This is a genomic window from Salegentibacter sp. Hel_I_6 (genome assembly GCF_000745315.1).
Lineage (GTDB): Bacteria > Bacteroidota > Bacteroidia > Flavobacteriales > Flavobacteriaceae > Salegentibacter.
This window is the reverse complement of sequence record NZ_JQNQ01000001.1, coordinates 2,351,966-2,372,493: the sequence shown is the minus strand read 5'-3', so window position 1 is coordinate 2,372,493 and position 20,528 is coordinate 2,351,966. Positions and strand designations below refer to the sequence as shown.

Genomic DNA, 20,528 nt, shown 5'->3' with positions numbered 1-20,528 from the left:
AAAGTCTCACCCTTGAAATAGTGGAGTTAATCGCGCTTCATTAATTTATACATCGGGTTTGTTTCCTTATTCAACCAGCCGTGGTAAATAATATTTGAAAAAATAGCAACCGCACCTATTAACGCAGAATAAGCGATAAGTGGGATTTCGCCAAAATGTCTGAAATAAATAGCGATTAACGCCCAAACGCCAACTGCAGCAAATTCACGCATATTCCTGCGCCAGATCATAGCGATATTCAGAAAAACAGCCACTGCAATAATAATAACCGTCCAAATTTCTTCTCCAAAAAACGGTGCTGTCCAATCTATTTTTGAAAGATAAGCCGAAACATTTGCGATACTGGCTACGGCAATCCATCCTGAATAAAGGCAAATAGGCCACCAGCTAAAAGCAAGGGTTTTTAATGGAGCGTCCCAGCGTTCCATATTGGTTTTCAGGATTATTTTTATAAGAGAGAAAAGAATTAAAAACATGAGCAGTACTGAAACTCCCGTAAACTCATAGAGCCAAAATATTACCCAGGCAGCATTGGCCAGGTTAGCCGTTAAAAACCAGTAACCGGAATTCTTTAAAAACTCCAGATTATTTTTCGCTGAAAATGCCTGGAAAAGTTGATAACCGGAAAAGCCTAGAAGCGAAAGAAAGATTATTCCCCAAATGGCAAAAGCATAACCTGCAGGAGTAAAAAGATTATAATACTCGGCACTAAGGCTACCCATAGTATTCCCATTAATGATTCCTGTTTGGGAGATATAACTAACCGCAATAATTAAAATTACCGAGATAAAATTGAGTATCGCAAGACGTTTTTCCATTTTTAGCTGTTTTCTATTAAAATTACTTCATTTTGGGTAATTGCGTATGCTTTTTCCCCTTCATTTAGCTTCATCATAAAATTCCCGGTGAATTCCCCAAAAGCAGGAAAAATCAACTGATCTTTTCTTCGGAAAAAACAGGGTAATTTCAAGCTTTGTTTTCCTTTTCCATTTAATCGATAGCCAGGGTGAATATGGCCGCAAAGGTTAAAGAAATCTGTCCTGTTTTCTGGATGATGGGTAAGCAAAAAACCATTAAGCTGCCATTCTGAATGAATTTTCACGCCCAGCTCTTCATATTTTAAGGGAGAAATTATATCGTGATTTCCTGCTATTAAAACTACTTCGGCTTCTACAAAACTAAGCCAGTTTTCGAATAATTTCCACTCACTATTCAGATCGCTATGAAAAAGATCGCCTAGAAAACAGACGACTTTAGGCTGAAACTTTCCTACTACTTCGCTCAGCCTTAAAAAATTTGCTTTTATCGCTTTATGAGGCACGGCACTTCCAAATTTCCTAAAATGAGAGATCTTTCCTAAATGCACATCGCTTATTAAGAGGATTTCCTCTTCTTTCCAAAAAGCGGCACCGCTGGGGTGAAGTTCAAAAGTTTGATTTTGGAGGTTTATTGTCATTGAATTATTTGAGTGACTTGGAAAAAATTAAATCGTCATCCTGAATTTATTTCAGAGCCTGCCTCGATTTTTGATCGGGGATCTAAGATATTGACAATTAAAAACAGCTTAGAAGCTGAAACGAGTTCAGCTTGACGAAGCTATACTTTTCAGAGAACCTTGATGCTATAATTTATGTAAAATCTCAGCTGCTTTTTCCAGGGTTTCATCGGTTTTTGCAAAGCAGAAACGTAACTGTTTGTGATCTTTTCCATCTTTTTGAAATACAGAAACCGGAATCGTAGCGAGTCCGTATTCAGTAATTAATCTTTTTGCAAAATCAACATCGTGTTCATCGGTAATTTCTGAATAGTCCATTACCTGGAAATAGGTACCTTTTGAGGGAGTTCCTTTAAATTTTGAGTCTTGCATCAATTCCAAAAACTTATCTCGCTTTTCCTGATAGAAATTTCCAAGGCTCAAATAGTGATCCGGATTTTTTAAATATTCTGCAAAAGCCCTTTGCATGGGGTGATTTACGCAAAAAACCGTAGCCTGGTGAAACTTGATGATCTCCTTCATTAATACTTCAGGCGCTACGCAATAGCCCATTTTCCAACCCGTGTTATGAAAAGTTTTCCCGAAGGAAGCACAAACAATAGCTCTTTCAGCTAAACCAGGGAACTTTGAGGCACTTTGATGCTTTTCATCATCAAAAATAAGATGCTCGTACACCTCATCACTTAAAAGAATAATATTGGTATCTCTTAATAATTTCTCCAGACGGAGCATATCGTTTTTTGATAGAACAGTTCCTGTTGGATTATGCGGTGTATTGATTATGATCATCCTGGTTTTGGAAGTGATTTTTGCTTCAACTTCCTGCCAGTCAATTTTAAAATCTTTTCCTTTTAATTCAATTAAAACAGGTTTCCCACCAGCCAGTTTAATGTCTGGTTCATAAGAATCGTAAGCTGGTTTAAAGACAATTACTTCATCTCCAGGATGCACAAATGCGCTTATAGCGCAATATAGGGCCTGGGTAGCTCCTGCGGTGAAGATAATTTCGGAGGCTTCATCGTATTTCTTTCCATAGAGATTTTCAATTTTGCTAACAATTTGCTCCCTCAGTTCAGGAATGCCATTCATTGGCGGATACTGGTTGTAGCCATCTTTCATCGCTTTACAAACCAGCTCTTTTAAATGATTATCGGTTTCAAAATTCGGAAAACCCTGAGAAATATCTATCGCCTTATGCTTTCTTGCGAGTCCGCTCATTACTGAAAATATACTGGTTTTCCCGGCGGGAAGTTTTGAAGGTAGATTTTGAAAATCTGGCATTGCGCTATTTTTAATTAAGTTGCATAAAAAATCCCAAATTCAAAAAGAATTTGGGATCGATTTATTTGTATTTAAGGAAGTTTTATCCATTTACGCTAGCTGCAAGATATTCACGGTTCATACGCGCGATATTCTCTAGAGAAATTCCTTTCGGACATTCTATTTCGCAGGCTCCCGTATTACTACAGTTTCCAAATCCTTCTTCGTCCATTTGTCTAACCATTGCTTTAACTCGCTCAGTAGCTTCTACACGCCCTTGCGGAAGCAAAGCATATTGAGAAACTTTGGCTGAAGTAAACAACATAGCACTCGCATTTTTACAAGCTGCTACACAAGCTCCACAGCCAATACAGGTTGCCGCGTTAAAAGATTCGTCGGCTTTTTCTTTTTCAATTGGAATAGTATTCGCATCTACAGTATTTCCAGAAGTATTTACCGAAACATATCCCCAGGCTTGTTGAATCCTGTCAAAAGCAGTACGATCTACAATAAGGTCTTTTATTACCGGAAAAGCTTTTGCTCTAAATGGCTCGATATAAATGGTATCACCATCTTTAAAAGAGCGCATATGCAACTGACAGGTGGCGATTAACTTATCTGGCCCGTGAGGCTCCCCGTTAATTTGCAAAGAACAAGAACCACAAATTCCCTCACGACAATCGTGATCAAACTGAATGGTATCTTCTCCTTTTTCTACCAACTGCTCGTTAAGTATATCCAGCATTTCAAGAAAAGACATATCTCCGTCTATCCCATCTACATGATAATCTACCATTTTTCCTTTAGCAGTGGCATTTTCCTGACGCCATATTTTAAGTGTTAACTTCATATCGTTAAAAGTTAAGTGTTAAAAGTTAATAGGATTTACCTGCTTTTTTCAGATAATTAATATAGCCATTCAAAATAACTATTCCTTCTTCAACCTTTTTCTTTAAATTTTCAAATGTTTTTTCGTCAATATACTGCTCATCAAATGCAGTAATTAATTGATCTTTTATTTCATAAAGTGAGCCTCTTGAAATTCTACAGAATTGGATATTTTCCTTAAAATGAAATCTTCCGTAACCTTCAGCTAAATTATGTGTAACTGATCGGGAAGCTCTTCTCATTTGAGAAACCAATTCAAATTTTTCTTCAGCAGGAAATTGTGTAATAAGTTTAGAAATCTCCATTCGAATAGCCCTACCTTTTTGCCAGCAGACTAAATCTTCGAATGATTTTATCTTCTCCATTAACAATTAACCATTCACTATGAACTTACTTGTAACTTCTTGTTTTCAATTCTATATTTTCAAATATCAATTCTTCTTTATGAAGAACTGCATCTGCAGGTTTTCCTTTATATTCCCAGGCAGCTACATACCTAAAGTTCTCATCGTCCCTTAAAGCTTCACCTTCTTCGGTTTGATATTCCTCTCTAAAATGCCCCCCACAAGATTCTTCTCTATGTAATGCATCTTTAGCGAATAATTCACCCAGTTCAAGGAAATCGGCTACACGACCAGCTTTTTCAAGCTCGGCGTTTTTAGAAGTGGCAGTTCCGGGGACTTTTACATTTTTCCAGAAATCTTCTCTTAAAGCAGCAATTTCTTCAATCGCTTCTTTTAAGCCTTCTGCATTACGAGCCATTCCACATTTGTTCCACATAATCAGCCCTAATTCCTTGTGATAGGAATCTACAGATTTCGTTCCGCCGGCATTCATCATTTTATCAATTCGCTCTTTCACTGCTTTTTCGGTTTCTGCAAATTCAGCAGAATCTGTAGAAATAGCTCCGGTACGAATATCATCAGATAAATAATCACCTATAGTATAAGGCAATACAAAATAACCATCTGCCAGTCCCTGCATTAGTGCAGAGGCGCCAAGCCTGTTAGCTCCGTGATCTGAGAAGTTTGCTTCTCCGGCAGCGTAACAACCAGGAATGGTAGTTTGCAGGTTATAATCTACCCAAAGTCCACCCATTGTATAGTGAACCGCAGGATATATCATCATTGGGGTTTCATACGGATTTTGATCTACGATTTTCTGATACATATCGAAGAGGTTTCCGTATTTAGAAGCTACAACTTCTTTCCCAAGTTTTGTAATTTCTTCTTTGGAAGCATTCTTATTACCTGAAGTAAAAGCTTTCTCTTTTCCGTAGCGCTCTATGGCACTGGCAAAATCCAGATAAACTGCCTGTCCGGTTTTATTAACTCCGTAACCGGCATCGCAACGCTCTTTAGCTGCCCTTGACGCCACATCTCGAGGCACAAGGTTACCAAAAGCAGGATAACGACGTTCTAAGTAATAATCTCTTTCTTCTTCTGAAAGTTCAGTTGGTTTTTTCTTACCTTCTCTTATTGCTTTGGCGTCTTCTTCTTTCTTCGGTACCCAAATTCGTCCATCATTTCTAAGAGATTCAGACATCAAAGTCAATTTTGACTGATGATCTCCGGAAACCGGAATACAGGTTGGGTGAATTTGTGTATAACAGGGGTTAGCAAAATAAGCACCTCTACGGTGAGCTCGCCACGCAGCCATCACGTTACTTCCCATTGCGTTTGTAGAAAGGAAGAAAACATTCCCATAACCACCGGAAGCCAATACCACGGCGTGAGCCGAATGGCGTTCAATCTCACCGGTAATCATATTTCTGGCGATAATTCCGCGAGCTTTACCATCTACCAATACTAAATCCATCATTTCGTGACGGTTGAAAGGCTGAATTTTACCCCGGTTAATCTGGCGATTCATTGCTGAATATGCTCCCAGCAACAACTGTTGGCCTGTTTGTCCTTTAGCGTAGAAAGTTCTTGATACAAGCACACCCCCAAAAGAACGGTTATCTAAATAACCTCCATATTCACGGGCAAAAGGAACTCCCTGTGCCACACATTGATCTATAATATTTCCTGAAACTTCAGCAAGACGATAAACGTTTCCTTCACGAGAACGGTAATCCCCACCTTTTACAGTATCGTAAAATAGGCGGTAATCTGAATCTCCATCTCCCTGGTAATTCTTAGAGGCATTAATACCTCCCTGGGCGGCGATAGAGTGAGCACGTCTTGGAGAATCCTGGTAACAAAATGTTTTTACATTATAACCTAATTCGGCAAGAGTTGCAGCTGCAGCTCCTCCCGCAAGACCTGTCCCAATAACGATAACATCGATATTACGCTTATTGGCCGGGTTTACCAGGTTAATATCATTTTTATGATTGGTCCACTTTTCTGCTAGAGGCCCTTTAGGTATTTTTGAATCTAAAACTGACATAAATCTTACGTATTAAAGGTTATTAATATAGTGAAAAAGGGCTATAAAAATAAATCCTAGCGGTATGATGATCGCATAAGCTTTGGTAAATCCTCTAAGTCCTTTGGCGTACTTATTTCTCCATCCAACAGATTGGAAAGTAGAAGAAAAGCCGTGATAAAGGTGAAGGGCCAAAAATACAAATGAAACCACGTATAATATTGTTCTAACCGGGCTTTGGAATTTCGCCACTAACTCGTCATAATAACGAGCAGCGTCTTCGGGATGCGATTCTATATATTTATGAATCATTTCCGGAAACCAGAAATCGTAAAAGTGAAGTGCTAAAAAAGCCAAAACTACAAGTCCTGAGTAAATCATGTTTCTTGAAACCCAGCTTGAATTTTCATTTCCGGCAAACTTCACATACTTAATGTCTCTTGCCCCACGGTTTTTAGCTTCCAGGATAAAACCCATTACAAAGTGAAAAATCACCCCGAAAATTAAGACCGGCTGCAACAAAGCCTGCACAAAAAAGTTGGTTCCCATAAAATGAGAAATTTCATTAAACAGGTCTTTACTGAATACTGAAATAAAATTGATGCTGAAATGCTGAGCTAAAAATAAGACCAGAAAAAGTCCCGATAAGGCCATAGCAACTTTTCTTGCTATGGTTGAATTTAGAAATCCACCCATTGGTTTGATTATTTTATAGAAATTTACAAGCAAAAATACACTCCAAATCACTTACGGACAAACTTTCAAGCCTGTTTATAGGACTATTTAGAACAAATATAAGTAAGCCATAATTTTGTTGAAGATCATTATTCAGAATTTATATACAACCCAGGGCCAAAACCTTGAATTAATAGCTATTTTTCAAAGCTTTCATAATTTTCTGGCGAAAATTCATATAAATTACGGTTACACAATTCACAAACCAGGCTAGGAATTAAAACTCCATAAAAAAAGCTACCCGTAGATTTAGGTAGCTTTTAAATAAAATTCAATTTTCTAAATTAGTCCTTACTAACCTTTTTTATAACTATCAGCATGAACATTGGCTACTGCTCTACCTGATGGATCGTTCATATTTTTAAAAGACTCATCCCATTCTAAAGCGGTTGGTGTACTACAAGCTACAGAAGGTACAGATGGCACTGACAGTGCTGCGGCATCGCTTGGGAAATGTTCGGTAAAAATAGACCGGTAATAATATTCTTCTTTACTAGATGGTGGCTGAATTGGAAATTTGAAGTGTGCATTTTTAAGCTGCTCATCGCTCACCTCTGCATTAACCAATTCTTTTAGAGTATCTATCCAACTATAACCAACCCCATCAGAAAATTGTTCTTTTTGTCTCCAGGCAACGCTTTCGGGCAAATAATCTTCAAATGCTGTTCTTAGCACCCACTTTTCAATACGTTCCCCAGTAATCATTTTATCTTTAGGATTTATTCTCATGGCTACATCCATAAATTCTTTATCCAGGAATGGAACACGCCCTTCTATACCCCAGGCGCAAAGAGATTTATTAGCCCGTAGACAATCATATTGATGTAATTTATCTAATTTTCGAACGGTCTCCTCGTGAAAATCTTTTGCACTGGGAGCTTTATGAAAATAAAGATATCCACCAAATATTTCATCTGCACCTTCTCCCGAAAGCACCATTTTGATTCCTAAAGATTTAATAGTTCTAGCCATTAAATACATAGGAGTAGACGCCCTAATTGTGGTTACATCATAAGTTTCTAAATGATAAATCACATCTTTAATCGCATCTAATCCCTCCTGTATAGTAAATTTTATTTCGTGATGCACCGTGTCTAAATGATCGGCCACTTTTTGTGCAGCCGCAAGATCTGGCGAACCCTCTAACCCAATGGCAAAAGAGTGCAATCTTGGCCACCAGGCCGCGTCTTTATCGTCGCTTTCTATTCTTTTTTCTGAATACAATTTGGCAACCGCAGAAGTAATTGAAGAATCTAAGCCACCTGAAAGTAAAACACCATAAGGCACATCACTCATCAACTGCCGGTGCACCGCTTTTTCAAGAGCTTCCTTTAAATCTTCAATACTGGTTTCATTATCCTTTACGGCATCATACTCCATCCAATCGCGCTCATACCATTTTTGAAAACCTTCCTTTTTACTGGACAAATAATGCCCGGGAGGAAATAACTCAATCTTAGTACATTTTCCTTCCAAAGCTTTAAGTTCTGAAGCTACATAAAATGTCCCGTTTTGATCCCAGCCTATATATAAAGGAATAATTCCCATATGATCGCGAGCAATAAAATACTCATCGTTTTCGGCATCATAAATAGCAAAACCAAAAATCCCGTTTAATTCATCTAAAAAGCTATCTCCTTTTTCTTTATAAAGCGCAAGGATAACTTCACAATCAGATTTTGTTTGAAAATTATAATTTGGAAACTGACTTCTTAATTCTTTATGATTATAGATCTCGCCATTTGCAGCAAGCACTAGCTGTTTATCGTCAGATAATAATGGCTGTCCACCAGAAATTGGATCTACAATAGCGAGACGCTCATGCGCCAAAATCGCCTTTTCATCACTGTAAATTCCACTCCAGTCTGGGCCACGATGTCTTAAACATTTAGCCATTTCTAATATTTGAGGTCTTAAGTCTTCAGACTTCTCTTTTAAATCGAAAGCACAAACAATTCCACACACAGCTTTAAAATTTTAAGTATTAATATTGAAACAAATATTGGATTAATATTTAATTAAAAAAGCTAATAAAGGGTATTTGGTTACACATGAAAATTTAAAATTCAATATTAACTTCATATTAAAAATAAAATTTAATAATAATTAGGATTTAATTTCAGCAGTAAATTTTCAGGAAACATTAAAAATAATATTCCCAAAATTGAAGATTCAGAAAATCATCCTTTGTCGAATTTCTCCTAATTTCTCCGATTTTGCAAAAACTTAATGGGAAGTAAGCCAGCTTTTTAGTAATTTCAGGAGATAGAATTTCAACATTAATTCATAAGTTTTCATGGATTTTATAGACTACTACAAACTGCTGGAATTAGATAAATCTGCCAGCCAGGCCGATATTAAAAAAGCCTACAGAAAGCTGGCCAGGAAATATCACCCAGATCTCAACCCCAATAATAAGGAAGCTCAGCTCCGGTTTCAGCAAATAAATGAAGCCAACGAAGTCTTGAGTGATCCCGAAAAACGAAAAAAATACGATCAATACGGGAAAGACTGGCAACACGCCGATGCCTACGAAGAAGCTAAAAAACAACAGCAAGCCTCTGGTGGCAGAACTTATTCGGGCGGCGGATTTGGTGGCGGCCAGGGTGGTTATTCCTATTCAGGGAATTTTGACGATGATACTTTTTCAGACTTTTTTGAGGAAATGTTTGGCAGTGGCGCAAGAGCTCACGGTTCAGGGCGCGGCCGTCATTTTAAAGGCCAGGATTTTAATGCGGAGCTTCAGCTAAACCTAAGCGATGTGTATACCAGTCACAAACAAACGCTAACAGTAAACGGCAAGAATATCCGACTTACAATACCCGCCGGAGTTGAGAATGGGCAAACCATTAAAATTAAAGGTCACGGCGGGCCGGGCGTGCAGGGTGGCCCTAAAGGCGATCTTTATATTACTTTTAATATTGTAAACAACACAAAATTCAAAAGAGAAAAAGAGAATTTATTCAGCACTGTAAACCTGGATTTATATACCGCTTTACTTGGCGGGGAACTCACCGTAGAAACTTTTGGCGGAAAGGTTAAATTAAAAGTAAAGCCTGAAACCCAAACCGGAACTAAAGTAAAATTAAAAGGCAAAGGCTTTCAGAAGTATAAAAAAGACAATCAGTTTGGGGATTTAATTATTACTTATGATGTAAAAATGCCGAAAAACTTAAGCGCGAGAGAAAAAGAACTGTTTCAAGAACTTCAAAAATTACGCTCATGAATTTAGAAGATTTAATACCAACTGATGAGATTTGCGCAAGATACCGTGTTGAAAGCACTTTTGTAAGCTCACTATACGAAAGCGGTTTGATTGAAATTATTACCGTAGAAGAAACAGAATATGTGCATTGCGATGAGATTTCGGAATTTGAAAGGTTATGGCGACTGCATTACGATCTCGATATAAATTTGGAAGGACTTGAAGCTATTCAGCATTTATTGGAGCAGGTACGAAAATTACAAAAACAAAATCTTGAACTTAAAAACCGTTTGGGTTTTTATGAGTAAGCCAGGAACTTTTTACTCGATAATCGAGATTGAATACGCCAGGACTTCTCTCGAAATCAAATTATAGTTTCCAGATAATAACTTGTAGGCTTGCCCGGAGGTTTTTTCCTCTGGGAGATAATGATAACTTTGCAGGAAGACTTTACAAACGAACAAACCTCACAGTTTTCCAGAACCTGTGAGGTTTAAAATATAAACAAATGAGATACGATCAAATAGACAGTAAATTATTTATAAAAAACCGAAAAAGCTTTACAGCGGGAATGAAGCCTAACAGCCTTGCGGTTTTTAATGCTAACGATATTTACCCGATTGGCGCCGATAGCACCATGCCTTTTCAGCAAAACAGGGATTTATTTTATTTAAGCGGTGTAGACCAGGAAGAAGCAATTTTGGTACTTTTCCCGGATGCTCCAAAACCGGAACATCGTGAGATTTTATTCCTTACTGAAACCAATCCGCATATCGCAGTTTGGGAAGGCGCAAAATTAGATAAGGAAAAAGCATTAGAAGTTAGCGGCATAGAAACGGTTTACTGGCTTCAGGATTTTGAAAAAATCTTCTTTGAAGTTATGTCTCAATGCGAAACAGTATATTTCAATACCAACGAGCATTATCGTGCGAATGTACAAACTGAAACTCGTGACGAAAGATTTATAAAATGGTGTAAAGAAAAATATCCTGCACACCAGGTAGCGAAAAGCAACCCCATTTTGCAACGTCTACGTTCAGTAAAAGACCCAATTGAGCTGGATCTAATGCAAAAAGCTTGTGATATTACTGAAAAAGCTTTCCGCAGGGCTTTAAAATTTACCAAGCCGGGAGTTTGGGAACACGAAATTGAAGCTGAATATTGGCACGAAATGATTAGAAATCGCAGCCGTGGATTCGCCTACACACCAATTATTGCCAGCGGAAATAACGCTAACGTACTGCATTACACTGAGAATAACCAGCAATGTAAAGAAGGAGATTTAATCCTTTTAGACACCGGTGCAGAATATGCTAACTATTCTAGTGATATGACAAGAACTATTCCCGTTTCAGGGAAGTTTTCAGATAGGCAGAAAAAGATTTACAATGCTGTGAATAAGGTAAAGAAAGAAGCCACAAAATGGTTGGTTCCAGGAACTATTTGGGCAGAATACCACAAGGAAGTTGGTAAATTAATGACTTCAGAATTATTGGATTTAGGACTGCTTGATAAAGCCGATGTTCAAAATGAAGATCCAAAATGGCCGGCTTATAAAAAATATTTTATGCACGGGACCGCGCATAATATTGGACTGGACACCCACGATTACGGGATTTTAACCGAACCTATGAAGCCTAACCAGGTTTTCACGGTAGAACCGGGAATTTATTTACCAGATGAAGGTTTCGGAATTCGTTTGGAAGACGATGTGGTAATTCAGCCGGAAGGTCAGCCTTTCAACCTAATGCGCAATATTCCAATAGAAATTGAGGAAATTGAAGAAATTATGAATTCTTAGGTTTTTATTCAGACCAGCTTTATGAAAAAGAGAATTCTCCTTATTGAAGATGACACTAAAGTGTGTGATTTTATAAATCAAGGCCTCACAGAAGCTGGTTTTGAAGTAAGTATAGCATTTAACGGGAACCAGGGGGTTAAAATGGCCACAGCAAAAGATTTGCCTTTTGACCTCCTAATTCTCGATATTATGTTGCCAGACAAAAACGGAATTGAGATATGTGCCGAGGTTAGAAAAACCGACACCAAAATCCCTATTTTGTTTCTAACCGCCCTGGGAAGCACTGAAAACATTGCTTTGGGATTAAATAGCGGTGGTGACGACTACCTAACCAAACCCTTCAAATTTATTGAACTTATTGCCAGGATAAATAGCTTACTTAGAAGATCTTCAGATTCGACAATGCAGGCTATAGAAGACCGCGATATTTTCCATTTTTCCTGTTTAGAACTCAATAATACCACTAAAACGCTAAAAATAAATAAGAAACCTGTCAAACTCACCTATACCGAATATAAATTGATGCTGGTTTTTATTCAATCTCCTAACAAGGTATTTTCTCAACCAGAATTACTGGAAAAAGTTTGGGGAATGGATTACGATATTGGGACTAACGTGGTAAATGTTTATGTAAACTATCTTCGTAAGAAAATAGAAAAAGCCGGAAGTCCGCGTGTAATTCAAACTGTAATAGGCTTAGGCTATGTATTGAAAGAAGAATGAAAACTCAAAATAAAATAATCCTTTTTTTAACCACGGTTTTTTTCTTTTACCTACTATTATTTAGTGGGTTTATATACTATACGCTAAACAATTATTTTTACACCGATTTCTATAAGCGCCTTGAAATAAGAGCTGCAACTGCAGCTAAAATAGAGCTGGAAAACAGAACCGATATTGATGCGGTTAGAGAAATTAGACAGGAATACCTTGAAATTCTACCTGAAGAGAAGATAATAATTATTGACCCGGAAGATGAGCTAACAAATGAACTTGAAAGATTTAAGTTAAGTAAAAGTTTTTTTAATGAAATTGAATCAAAAAACAGGGCATCTTTTAATCGAAATAACACGTACTATTCAGGTATAAAATATGAAACTAACGGAAAAACCTATTATGTAATTGCCAGTGCTGAGAATTATTATAGCTCTCACCACACCTTATACCTTAGGAATTTACTTATTGTTGGGCTAATCACTTCCTGTATTATCATTTTTATCATTGCATATTTATTCTCAAGAAAGGTTTTGGCCCCGGTGGAGGATATAGTTAGACGAATGAGAAATATAAGCACCGAAAATCTCAACGAACGTTTGCCAATGCCTAAAAATAACAACGAATTGGCCGCCATGACCAATACTTTTAATGAGATGCTTAATAGGTTGGAAACCTCTTTCGAAATACAAAAGAATTTTATTAGTAATGCCTCGCACGAACTTAATACGCCACTAACCTCAATAATTGGTCAGGCTGAAATAGCTCTTTCTAAACCAAGACTTGCTGAAGCTTATATTAAAAGTCTTTATGCAATCCTCGAAGACGCAGAAAAACTTAGCCTAAAGACCGAAGCTTTACTATCACTGGCGCAAACCAGCTATAATAATTCCCATCATCTTTTTGAGGAAATAAGGCTTGATGAGCTTTTAATAGATGTTAAAGAAAATATCATAAAACTATACCCTGAAGCTAAAATACACATCGATTTTAGTCATTTACCGGACACCCCGGAAAAGTTAAAATTCTGTGGTAATAAACAGCTACTTCATCTCGCGTTATTCAATATAATAATGAATGCCAGCAAATACTCTAATCATCAGAAGGTAAATGTTGCCCTGGCAGTTTCCAGTGAGAACATTATTATTGTAATAAAAGATAGGGGAATTGGAATCCCTAAAGACGAGCTGAATCATATTTATGATCCATTTTTTCGGGCTTCAAATACCACTAAATATAAAGGCTATGGAATAGGCTTACCTCTTAGCCGAAATATTATTAGAATTCACCACGGCGTTCTAAATGTTTCCTCTATAGATCAGCAAGGAACCACCGTAGAGATCAAAATTCCAGTTTCTTAACACAGATTAACACTTTCTTATCTAATTCTAATCTTAGGCTAAAGTGGTTATAAGATGGCAATGATAGTTTTGACGCCAAATAAAAATAGCTATCATGAAAAATATTTTAATCCCTACAGACTTTACTGTAGATTCTTTGGAACTGCTAAAGATCGCAATTCAAAACGAACCGGAGGAGAGAATAAGAGTAACCCTGGTTTACGGCGCCAGCCTTTCAAACTCCATTTGTGACCTTCTGTTTTTTTCAAAAAGTGCCTGCCTGGATAAACTTCGCGAACCTAATTTTTGTGAGGCACTCTCCATAATTCAAAATAAATATTCAAAAAAAATACATCGCATAGATACTGAACTTTTTATGAGTCACAGTACAGCAGCCTTTCACAATTTCCTGGAAGGAAATGCAATAGATAAAGTTTATGTACCGCTTAGAGATGACATTTTGAAAGTAGATAAATCAAAAGGGTTCAATTTAGTACCCTACTTAAAGAAATCTAATTTAGAAACCCAGGAAATAGATTATCGCCAGGCTGCCAATATTAATGAAGGTCAACAGCTTTCTCGTTTATTAATACGATAATATGGCCAAACATTCATATACCACAGCCTATATATTAAGTTTTCTGACGGTTATCATCATATTTAGTCTGCTGCTTTCTTCAACAGGAACGCGCAATGATGCCATTATAGGAGAATGGAAAGAGGTAGAGTGGCAATACGAAAAAGCACCCCAAAGAGATTCAAAAGATCTTTCAAAAAAGGAAAAAAATGCTATTACTAAAAACCTCGTAATACACGAAGCCGAAGAATGGCAATTTTTACCAAATGGAGATGTAATTCTTAGAAAAGATGGGGAAGAAAATAAGGTAATGGAATGGACGCTGAAAGGAAGGGGTAATATTTTAAAACTTCGAGAGGAAAACAATTCAGAACATTACAACTTATACAAATTAAGCGAAGATGAGCTGGTACTTTATTTTCATACAGATTTACAAGCTAAGGGAATCGTGAAATTAAAGTTTCAGAGATTAGATACAAAGCAGTATGCTGAGAAAACATAATAAATATAGAACAGTAAAAGATAACATTCAGTTAGGTGGTCTAACGGCGTTTTCTGCCGGAATGGTAAATGTAACATCGGTAATCATATTTTTTGCATTTACTTCTAACGTAACCGGCCATTATGCTATCCTGGCCGAGGAAATAGCCAAAGGGAACTGGCACGAAGCACTAATTGTATTTGGTTGGATTTTCATGTTCTTTTTTGGTAACTTTTTCTCCAATTTTATTGTTATCAATTTTGACAGGAAAAACACCTATTTAGCGCACTCCACTCCATTATTAGTAGAGATATTATGCCTTTTTGCGGTAGGAACTTACGGACATTTCTATTATGCCGAAACCCTTGCTGAAACTGAAATAATGGTAGGAATCATGCTATTTGCAATGGGTATCCAAAATGGTTTAACTGCAAGTATTTCAAACTTTTCGGTAAAAACAACCCACCTTACCGGACTTACTACAGATATTGGCTTACTGGCCTCCATGTTTACTCAAAAGCGATTTAGAGAAAATAAAGATTTAATTGCAAAAAAGAATGTTTTACTAACTGTGGCTTCTTCATATTTATCCGGTGGTATTTTTGCAGGAGTAATTTATCTAAAAGTTGGCTTTCTAGTATTTTATATGGTTTGCCTGGTCATAGGTTTAATTATTGGCTACGAATATTATAAATTAAAATTCACCAAGATTATTAGACGAAAGCGCAATGTTAAGAGAATAAAAGCAATTGTTTCATCCGAGTAAATTTCTGTTATTTGTTTGAATTTTATGCCCCTTATCAATTTAATTGGTAAGGGGTTTTTAAATTCAAAAATAAAATTTAACTTCTAAATTAAACATATTCTGCATTCTCTATACTACTAAAATGTAACCCAATCTTATGCATATTGATTATCTAAGCACACAAATACATTATAATGAAAAAGGACGGGGTAATCCACTCGTTCTTCTACACGGCTTTTTAGAATCTAAAGAGATTTGGAAAGATTTTGCTGCAGAATTATCAGCAAAACGACAGGTTATTTCCATAGATCTTCCCGGGCACGGCGAATCTGGAAACTTCGCAGAAACTCATACTATGAGAGACATGGCAAAGGCTGTAAAAGCAGTTTTAGAAAAGCTTAAAGTTCAGGAAGCTTCATTTGTTGGTCATTCTATGGGAGGTTATGTGAGTTTGGAATTCCAAAATATTTTTCCTACAATATGTAAAAGTCTGGTGTTGGTTAATTCTACCCCACAGGCAGATTCTGAGGAACGAAAAGCTAATCGCGATCGTGCGGCGGCGCTGGTTCTAAAAAACAAAAAAGCTTTTGTGAGTATGGCGATTTCAAATTTATTAACGCCTGAAAACAATAAGGTTTTCAAATCTCAAATTGAAGTTTTAAAAAACCGCACACTCCAATTTTCTACTGAAGGAATCTATGCCGCCATTTTAGGTATGAAAATTCGTACAGACAATACCGGACATTTCGCAAAATTTAATAGACAGAAAATTATTGTAGCTGGAGAAAATGATCCTATTTTAGATTACAATACAATAAAAAATATAGCAAGTCGTTCCAAAAGTGAGTTCAAAAGTCTTCCAGATGGACATTTATCATTTCTGGAAAACAAAAATGCTCTTTTAGAAATTTTGAAATTCATCGATTAATTTTAACTTTTTGTCGAAAGTTTAACTTTTTTTTATACTTTAGACTTCCAAAACAAAGAAAATCAAACTTTTATGAAAGAAAGAAACCCTAAATTATTTTCGTTCGGAAAAGTTTTATGCAGCATTTTCGGACATAAACTGCGTGTATCAAAAAATGTTACCGATCACGTTCACGAATATAGATGCGAGAAATGTGGAATGGAAATGACCGATACCGCAAATGGTTTTTTAGCTCGTTTAACTCCGAAATTCAAAGAAACCAACGATTATATCTCTAAAATACACGAAAAAAGAAAGCGCAAGCATTACGCCCACGCCTCTTAATCTATTTCCGGATCATTCTTCGAAGTCTTATTCTTCTTTGTTAGAATTACCACTTTTATCTTCCATAGAATTCCAGCCACGAGCAATTAAAGGAAGTTTTTGATTAGCACGGGTTATTAAATGCATGCCTTCCTTTTCCTCTGTCATATGGCCAATCACGCTTAAACTGGGATTAGCTTTTATTTTATCGTAATCATCTTGCGAAATAGTAAAAAGCAATTCATAATCCTCCCCGCCACTTAAAGCAATAGTGGTGCTGTCTATATCGAATTCTTCACAAACAGAAATAACCGCAGGATCTAAAGGAATTTTCTCTTCAAATAAATTGGCGCCCACCTGTGAATTCTTGCACAAGTGAATAATTTCAGAAGATAGTCCGTCGCTAATATCTATCATGGAGGTTGGTTTTACACCAAGTTCTTTTAATAAAGGCGCGATATCTTTTCTGGCTTCTGGCTTTAATTGTCTTTCAATTAAATAAGTATAAGGGTCAAGATCTGGTTGCGCGTTTGGGTTTGCTTTAAAAACTTCCTTTTCACGTTCTAAAATTTGCAAGCCCATATATGCAGCGCCAAGATCGCCGGTAACCACAAGCAAATCGTTTGGTTTAGCGCCGCTTCGGTAAACGATATCTTCTTTTTCAGCAACTCCAATCGCAGTTATACTGATAAATAAACCGGAAGTTGAAGAAGTGGTATCGCCGCCTACAACATCAATATTATAAAGTTTTGCAGCCAGTTCTATTCCGGAGTATAATTCTTCCAGCGCTTCCACCGGAAATCTGTTAGAAGCAGCTATAGAAACCGTGATTTGAGTAGCTTTGGCATTCATCGCGTAAACATCTGATGCGTTTACCATTACCGCCTTATACCCCAAATGCTTAAGCGGCATATAAGCGAGATCAAAATGCACGCCTTCCACCAAAAGATCTGTAGTAACTACAGTGTGTTTATTTTCAAAATTCAATACGGCGGCATCATCACCAATCGCCTTTACAGTAGAAGAAAGCTTGGGCTCAAAACCTTTGGTTAGGTGTTCTATTAATCCAAATTCACCTAATTCTGAAAGGTTTGTGCGCATATCCTGACTATTCTGAAACATAACTTCTTATTTTAATTTGCAAAATAAATGAATATTATTCAACTGCCATTATAAAGATAAGCTTAGATTAAAAAATGACAGATAAAGGAGTTTATAAAAAATACTATAAATATCACAAAACAGGCTAATTTACAGTTATTTATAAATTAAAAAATAAGGGGAATAAGAATTGGCAGGGCTTATCAACCTATTCTTAAAACATATACCTGCTCTATGGTAAACCGCTTGTTTTATAGTATATTTGTACCCAATTTAGAATTAATCTTTTTAGCTATGATAAAAGTAAGCGAAAGCGCTAAAACAAAGATTGCCGCTTTAATGACCGAGGAAGGTTTTGACAACTTACAGGACTTTGTTCGCGTGGGTGTGAAAAGCGGAGGCTGCTCTGGCCTGTCTTATGAATTAAAATTTGACAAAGCTAAAGCTGAAGACGACAAACTTTTTGAAGATAACGAAGTAAAAATAGTAGTAGATAAACGCAGTGTTTTATACCTGGCCGGAACCATTTTGGAATTTTCTGGCGGTTTAAATGGTAAAGGTTTTGTTTTTAACAATCCTAACGCCCAAAGAACTTGCGGATGCGGAGAAAGTTTTTCTCTGTAAAATAATTTAAAAAGGGCAAAGTTTGAAAACAGAAAGTAAACCTTGACTTTTTAAACTTAGAACCTTAAATAATTTTAGAATAAAATTGAGATGGCATATACTGAAGATGATTTAAAAAAAGAGCTCGAGACAAAAGAATATGAGTACGGGTTTTATACCGATATCGAATCGGATACATTTCCCGTGGGATTAAATGAAGATATTGTTAGAGCGATCTCTAAAAAGAAAGAAGAACCAGAATGGATGACTGAATGGCGACTGGAAGCGTATCGCCACTGGACAACTATGAAAGAACCGGAATGGGCAAATGTACATTACGAAAAGCCTAATTTTCAGAATATTTCATACTATTCGGCTCCTAACAAAAAACCTAAATACGATAGTTTAGATGAAGTGGATCCTGAATTACTGGATACTTTCAAAAAGCTGGGAATTTCTGTAGATGAACAGAAAAAACTTGCAGGAGTTGCTGTTGATATCGTTATGGATTCTGTTTCGGTAACAACAACCTTTAAGAAAACGCTTGCTGAAAAAGGAATTATCTTTTGTTCTATTTCTGAAGCAATTAGAGAACATCCTGAATTGGTAAAAAAATATATTGGCTCAGTAGTACCAACAACCGATAACTTTTACGCGGCATTAAATTCCGCAGTATTTAGTGATGGTTCATTTTGCTACATTCCAAAAGGCGTGAGATGCCCAATGGAACTTTCAACTTATTTTAGGATCAACCAGGCCGGTACAGGTCAGTTTGAACGAACACTTGTAGTTGCAGAGCCAGGCAGTTACGTAAGTTACCTTGAAGGTTGTACTGCTCCAACCCGTGATGAAAATCAATTGCACGCGGCGGTGGTAGAATTAGTTGCTTTAGATGATGCTGAAATTAAATACAGTACCGTTCAAAACTGGTTCCCGGGAAGTAAAGAAGGAAAAGGTGGCGTTTACAATTTTGTAACCAAACGGGGAATTTGTGAAAAAGGAGCTAAGATCTCCTGGACCCAGGTTGAGACAGGATCTGCAGTAACCTGGAAATACCCTTCCTGCATTTTAAAAGGAGATAATTCTATTGGTGAATTTTATTCAATTGCAGTAACCAATAATTTCCAACAAGCAGATACCGGAACGAAAATGATTCACCTTGGTAAAAACACCAAAAGCACCATTATTTCTAAAGGTATTTCTGCAGGTGAATCGCAAAATTCCTACCGCGGACTTGTGCAAATAAATGGCAGAGCTGAAAATGCCCGTAATTTTTCACAGTGTGATTCCCTCTTAATGGGTAACAAATGTGGTGCACATACCTTCCCTTATATCGAGGTGAAAAACAAATCGGCGCAGGTAGAGCACGAGGCTACAACCAGCAAAATTGGAGAAGACCAAATTTTCTATTGTAACCAACGTGGTATTGATACCGAAAAAGCTATTGCGCTTATCGTAAATGGTTTCAGTAAAGAGGTATTGAATAAACTACCTATGGAATTTGCGGTGGAAGCTCAAAAACTATTAGAAATTTCTCTTGAAGGTTCTGTAGGATAATCAGAGAAAATGAAGATTGAAAAAATGAAGAAGTTTTTGCTCATCCTTGCCCTTTCCATTTCGGCTTTTTCCTGCCAGGACGAAGGTCGCCAGGATTTTATGAATCAACCTGAAGCAGAAAAAATTCCCGATAGTATTCAAACGCTCACCGGTGAATTTATCTATGCAGGTGATGCTGCTATTTTAAGGGGCAACGACTTTGTTTATGGCGTAACTATAGATTCTATGTCTAAAGTTTTAGCCGAGCAGGTGCAACCATTTAAAAAAGAAGATTTTGATATGGTTTCTGTACAGGTAAAAGGAAAAATTGTTCCAAATCCAAAACAGGAAGGTTGGAAGGAGAATATAGAAATAAGAGAAATTTTAGAAATACTGGATGCTGAAAAAGCTCCAGAAGAACAGGAAGAAGAATATTAAACCAA

General features: G+C 36.9%; 22 protein-coding genes. 13 read left to right on the top strand and 9 right to left on the bottom strand.

Features of this window, described 5'->3' with window-relative positions:
- Window positions 1–26 precede the first annotated feature (26 nt).
- From FG27_RS10440 to asnB, 8 genes are all read right to left on the bottom strand, one after another.
- The gene (locus tag FG27_RS10440; RefSeq protein ID WP_037318784.1) at window positions 27–818 is read right to left on the bottom strand and encodes a hypothetical protein; all 792 of its coding nucleotides are present in this window, start codon (window positions 816–818) and stop codon (window positions 27–29) included.
- Window positions 819–820: 2 nt separating this feature from the next.
- Window positions 821–1,456 (bottom strand): ligase-associated DNA damage response endonuclease PdeM, encoded by a 636-nt coding sequence (gene pdeM, locus FG27_RS10435; protein WP_037318783.1) that lies wholly within the window; start codon window positions 1,454–1,456, stop codon window positions 821–823.
- 165 nt (window positions 1,457–1,621) lie between these two features.
- The gene (locus FG27_RS10430) at window positions 1,622–2,776 is read right to left on the bottom strand and encodes a methionine aminotransferase (RefSeq protein WP_037318781.1); all 1,155 of its coding nucleotides are present in this window, start codon (window positions 2,774–2,776) and stop codon (window positions 1,622–1,624) included.
- An 82-nt stretch (window positions 2,777–2,858) separates the two neighbouring features.
- Window positions 2,859–3,605, bottom strand: coding sequence for a succinate dehydrogenase/fumarate reductase iron-sulfur subunit (locus tag FG27_RS10425; protein WP_037318779.1), 747 nt, complete (start codon window positions 3,603–3,605; stop codon window positions 2,859–2,861).
- Between the two features lie 25 nt (window positions 3,606–3,630).
- Window positions 3,631–4,008: a four helix bundle protein gene (locus FG27_RS10420; protein WP_037318777.1), complete on the bottom strand. Its 378-nt coding sequence runs from the start codon at window positions 4,006–4,008 to the stop codon at window positions 3,631–3,633.
- Window positions 4,009–4,033: 25 nt separating this feature from the next.
- A complete protein-coding gene (locus tag FG27_RS10415) occupies window positions 4,034–6,037 on the bottom strand; it encodes a fumarate reductase/succinate dehydrogenase flavoprotein subunit (RefSeq protein WP_037318774.1) in 2,004 nt (667 codons plus the stop codon).
- Between the two features lie 12 nt (window positions 6,038–6,049).
- Window positions 6,050–6,712, bottom strand: a complete 663-nt coding sequence (locus FG27_RS10410; protein WP_037318771.1) for a succinate dehydrogenase cytochrome b subunit — start codon at window positions 6,710–6,712, stop codon at window positions 6,050–6,052.
- A 333-nt stretch (window positions 6,713–7,045) separates the two neighbouring features.
- A complete protein-coding gene (gene asnB / locus FG27_RS10405; protein WP_037318767.1) occupies window positions 7,046–8,716 on the bottom strand; it encodes an asparagine synthase B in 1,671 nt (556 codons plus the stop codon).
- A gap of 331 nt (window positions 8,717–9,047) precedes the next feature.
- On the opposite strand from asnB, the gene FG27_RS10400 reads away from it, so the two are divergent.
- The 10 genes from FG27_RS10400 to FG27_RS10355 all read left to right on the top strand — a co-directional run bounded on the left by FG27_RS10400 (window position 9,048) and on the right by FG27_RS10355 (window position 16,866).
- Entirely contained in the window at window positions 9,048–9,977 is a 930-nt protein-coding gene (locus tag FG27_RS10400) for a DnaJ C-terminal domain-containing protein (RefSeq protein WP_037318763.1), read from the top strand.
- The gene (locus tag FG27_RS10395; protein ID WP_037318759.1) at window positions 9,974–10,264 is read left to right on the top strand and encodes a chaperone modulator CbpM; all 291 of its coding nucleotides are present in this window, start codon (window positions 9,974–9,976) and stop codon (window positions 10,262–10,264) included. Before FG27_RS10400 ends, FG27_RS10395 begins: the two co-directional genes overlap by 4 nt.
- 200 nt (window positions 10,265–10,464) lie before the next feature.
- Window positions 10,465–11,757: an aminopeptidase P family protein gene (locus FG27_RS10390; protein WP_037318756.1), complete on the top strand. Its 1,293-nt coding sequence runs from the start codon at window positions 10,465–10,467 to the stop codon at window positions 11,755–11,757.
- 21 nt (window positions 11,758–11,778) lie between these two features.
- Window positions 11,779–12,480 (top strand): response regulator transcription factor, encoded by a 702-nt coding sequence (locus FG27_RS10385; protein ID WP_037318754.1) that lies wholly within the window; start codon window positions 11,779–11,781, stop codon window positions 12,478–12,480.
- Window positions 12,477–13,832 carry an ATP-binding protein gene (locus tag FG27_RS10380; protein ID WP_037318752.1) on the top strand — a complete coding sequence of 452 codons (1,356 nt, stop codon included), beginning with the start codon at window positions 12,477–12,479 and terminating at the stop codon, window positions 13,830–13,832. Before FG27_RS10385 ends, FG27_RS10380 begins: the two co-directional genes overlap by 4 nt.
- Before the next feature lie 94 nt (window positions 13,833–13,926).
- Entirely contained in the window at window positions 13,927–14,409 is a 483-nt protein-coding gene (locus FG27_RS10375) for a hypothetical protein (RefSeq protein ID WP_037318749.1), read from the top strand.
- A 1-nt stretch (window position 14,410) separates the two neighbouring features.
- Window positions 14,411–14,890: a lipocalin family protein gene (locus FG27_RS10370; protein WP_037318747.1), complete on the top strand. Its 480-nt coding sequence runs from the start codon at window positions 14,411–14,413 to the stop codon at window positions 14,888–14,890.
- Window positions 14,874–15,635, top strand: a complete 762-nt coding sequence (locus tag FG27_RS10365; RefSeq protein WP_037318744.1) for a YoaK family protein — start codon at window positions 14,874–14,876, stop codon at window positions 15,633–15,635. The genes FG27_RS10370 and FG27_RS10365 overlap by 17 nt, the downstream gene beginning before the upstream one ends.
- A 136-nt stretch (window positions 15,636–15,771) precedes the next feature.
- On the top strand, window positions 15,772–16,542 hold the full coding sequence (locus FG27_RS10360) for an alpha/beta fold hydrolase (RefSeq protein WP_037318742.1): 771 nt from the start codon (window positions 15,772–15,774) through the stop codon (window positions 16,540–16,542).
- Window positions 16,543–16,614: 72 nt separating this feature from the next.
- A complete protein-coding gene (locus tag FG27_RS10355; RefSeq protein WP_037318740.1) occupies window positions 16,615–16,866 on the top strand; it encodes a DUF1660 family phage protein in 252 nt (83 codons plus the stop codon).
- 27 nt (window positions 16,867–16,893) lie between these two features.
- Here FG27_RS10355 and thiL read toward each other — a convergent pair whose 3' ends face one another.
- Window positions 16,894–17,967: a thiamine-phosphate kinase gene (thiL, locus tag FG27_RS10350; RefSeq protein ID WP_037318738.1), complete on the bottom strand. Its 1,074-nt coding sequence runs from the start codon at window positions 17,965–17,967 to the stop codon at window positions 16,894–16,896.
- A gap of 273 nt (window positions 17,968–18,240) precedes the next feature.
- Between thiL and FG27_RS10345 the strand changes: the two genes are divergently transcribed.
- From FG27_RS10345 to FG27_RS10335, 3 genes are all read left to right on the top strand, one after another.
- Window positions 18,241–18,570 (top strand): iron-sulfur cluster assembly accessory protein, encoded by a 330-nt coding sequence (locus FG27_RS10345; protein ID WP_037322167.1) that lies wholly within the window; start codon window positions 18,241–18,243, stop codon window positions 18,568–18,570.
- 90 nt (window positions 18,571–18,660) lie between these two features.
- Complete coding sequence (gene sufB, locus FG27_RS10340; RefSeq protein WP_037318735.1) at window positions 18,661–20,106, top strand: Fe-S cluster assembly protein SufB; 1,446 nt, start codon at window positions 18,661–18,663, stop codon at window positions 20,104–20,106.
- Window positions 20,107–20,115: 9 nt separating this feature from the next.
- A complete protein-coding gene (locus FG27_RS10335; protein ID WP_051935821.1) occupies window positions 20,116–20,523 on the top strand; it encodes a hypothetical protein in 408 nt (135 codons plus the stop codon).
- The last annotated feature ends 5 nt before the right edge of the window (window positions 20,524–20,528 follow it).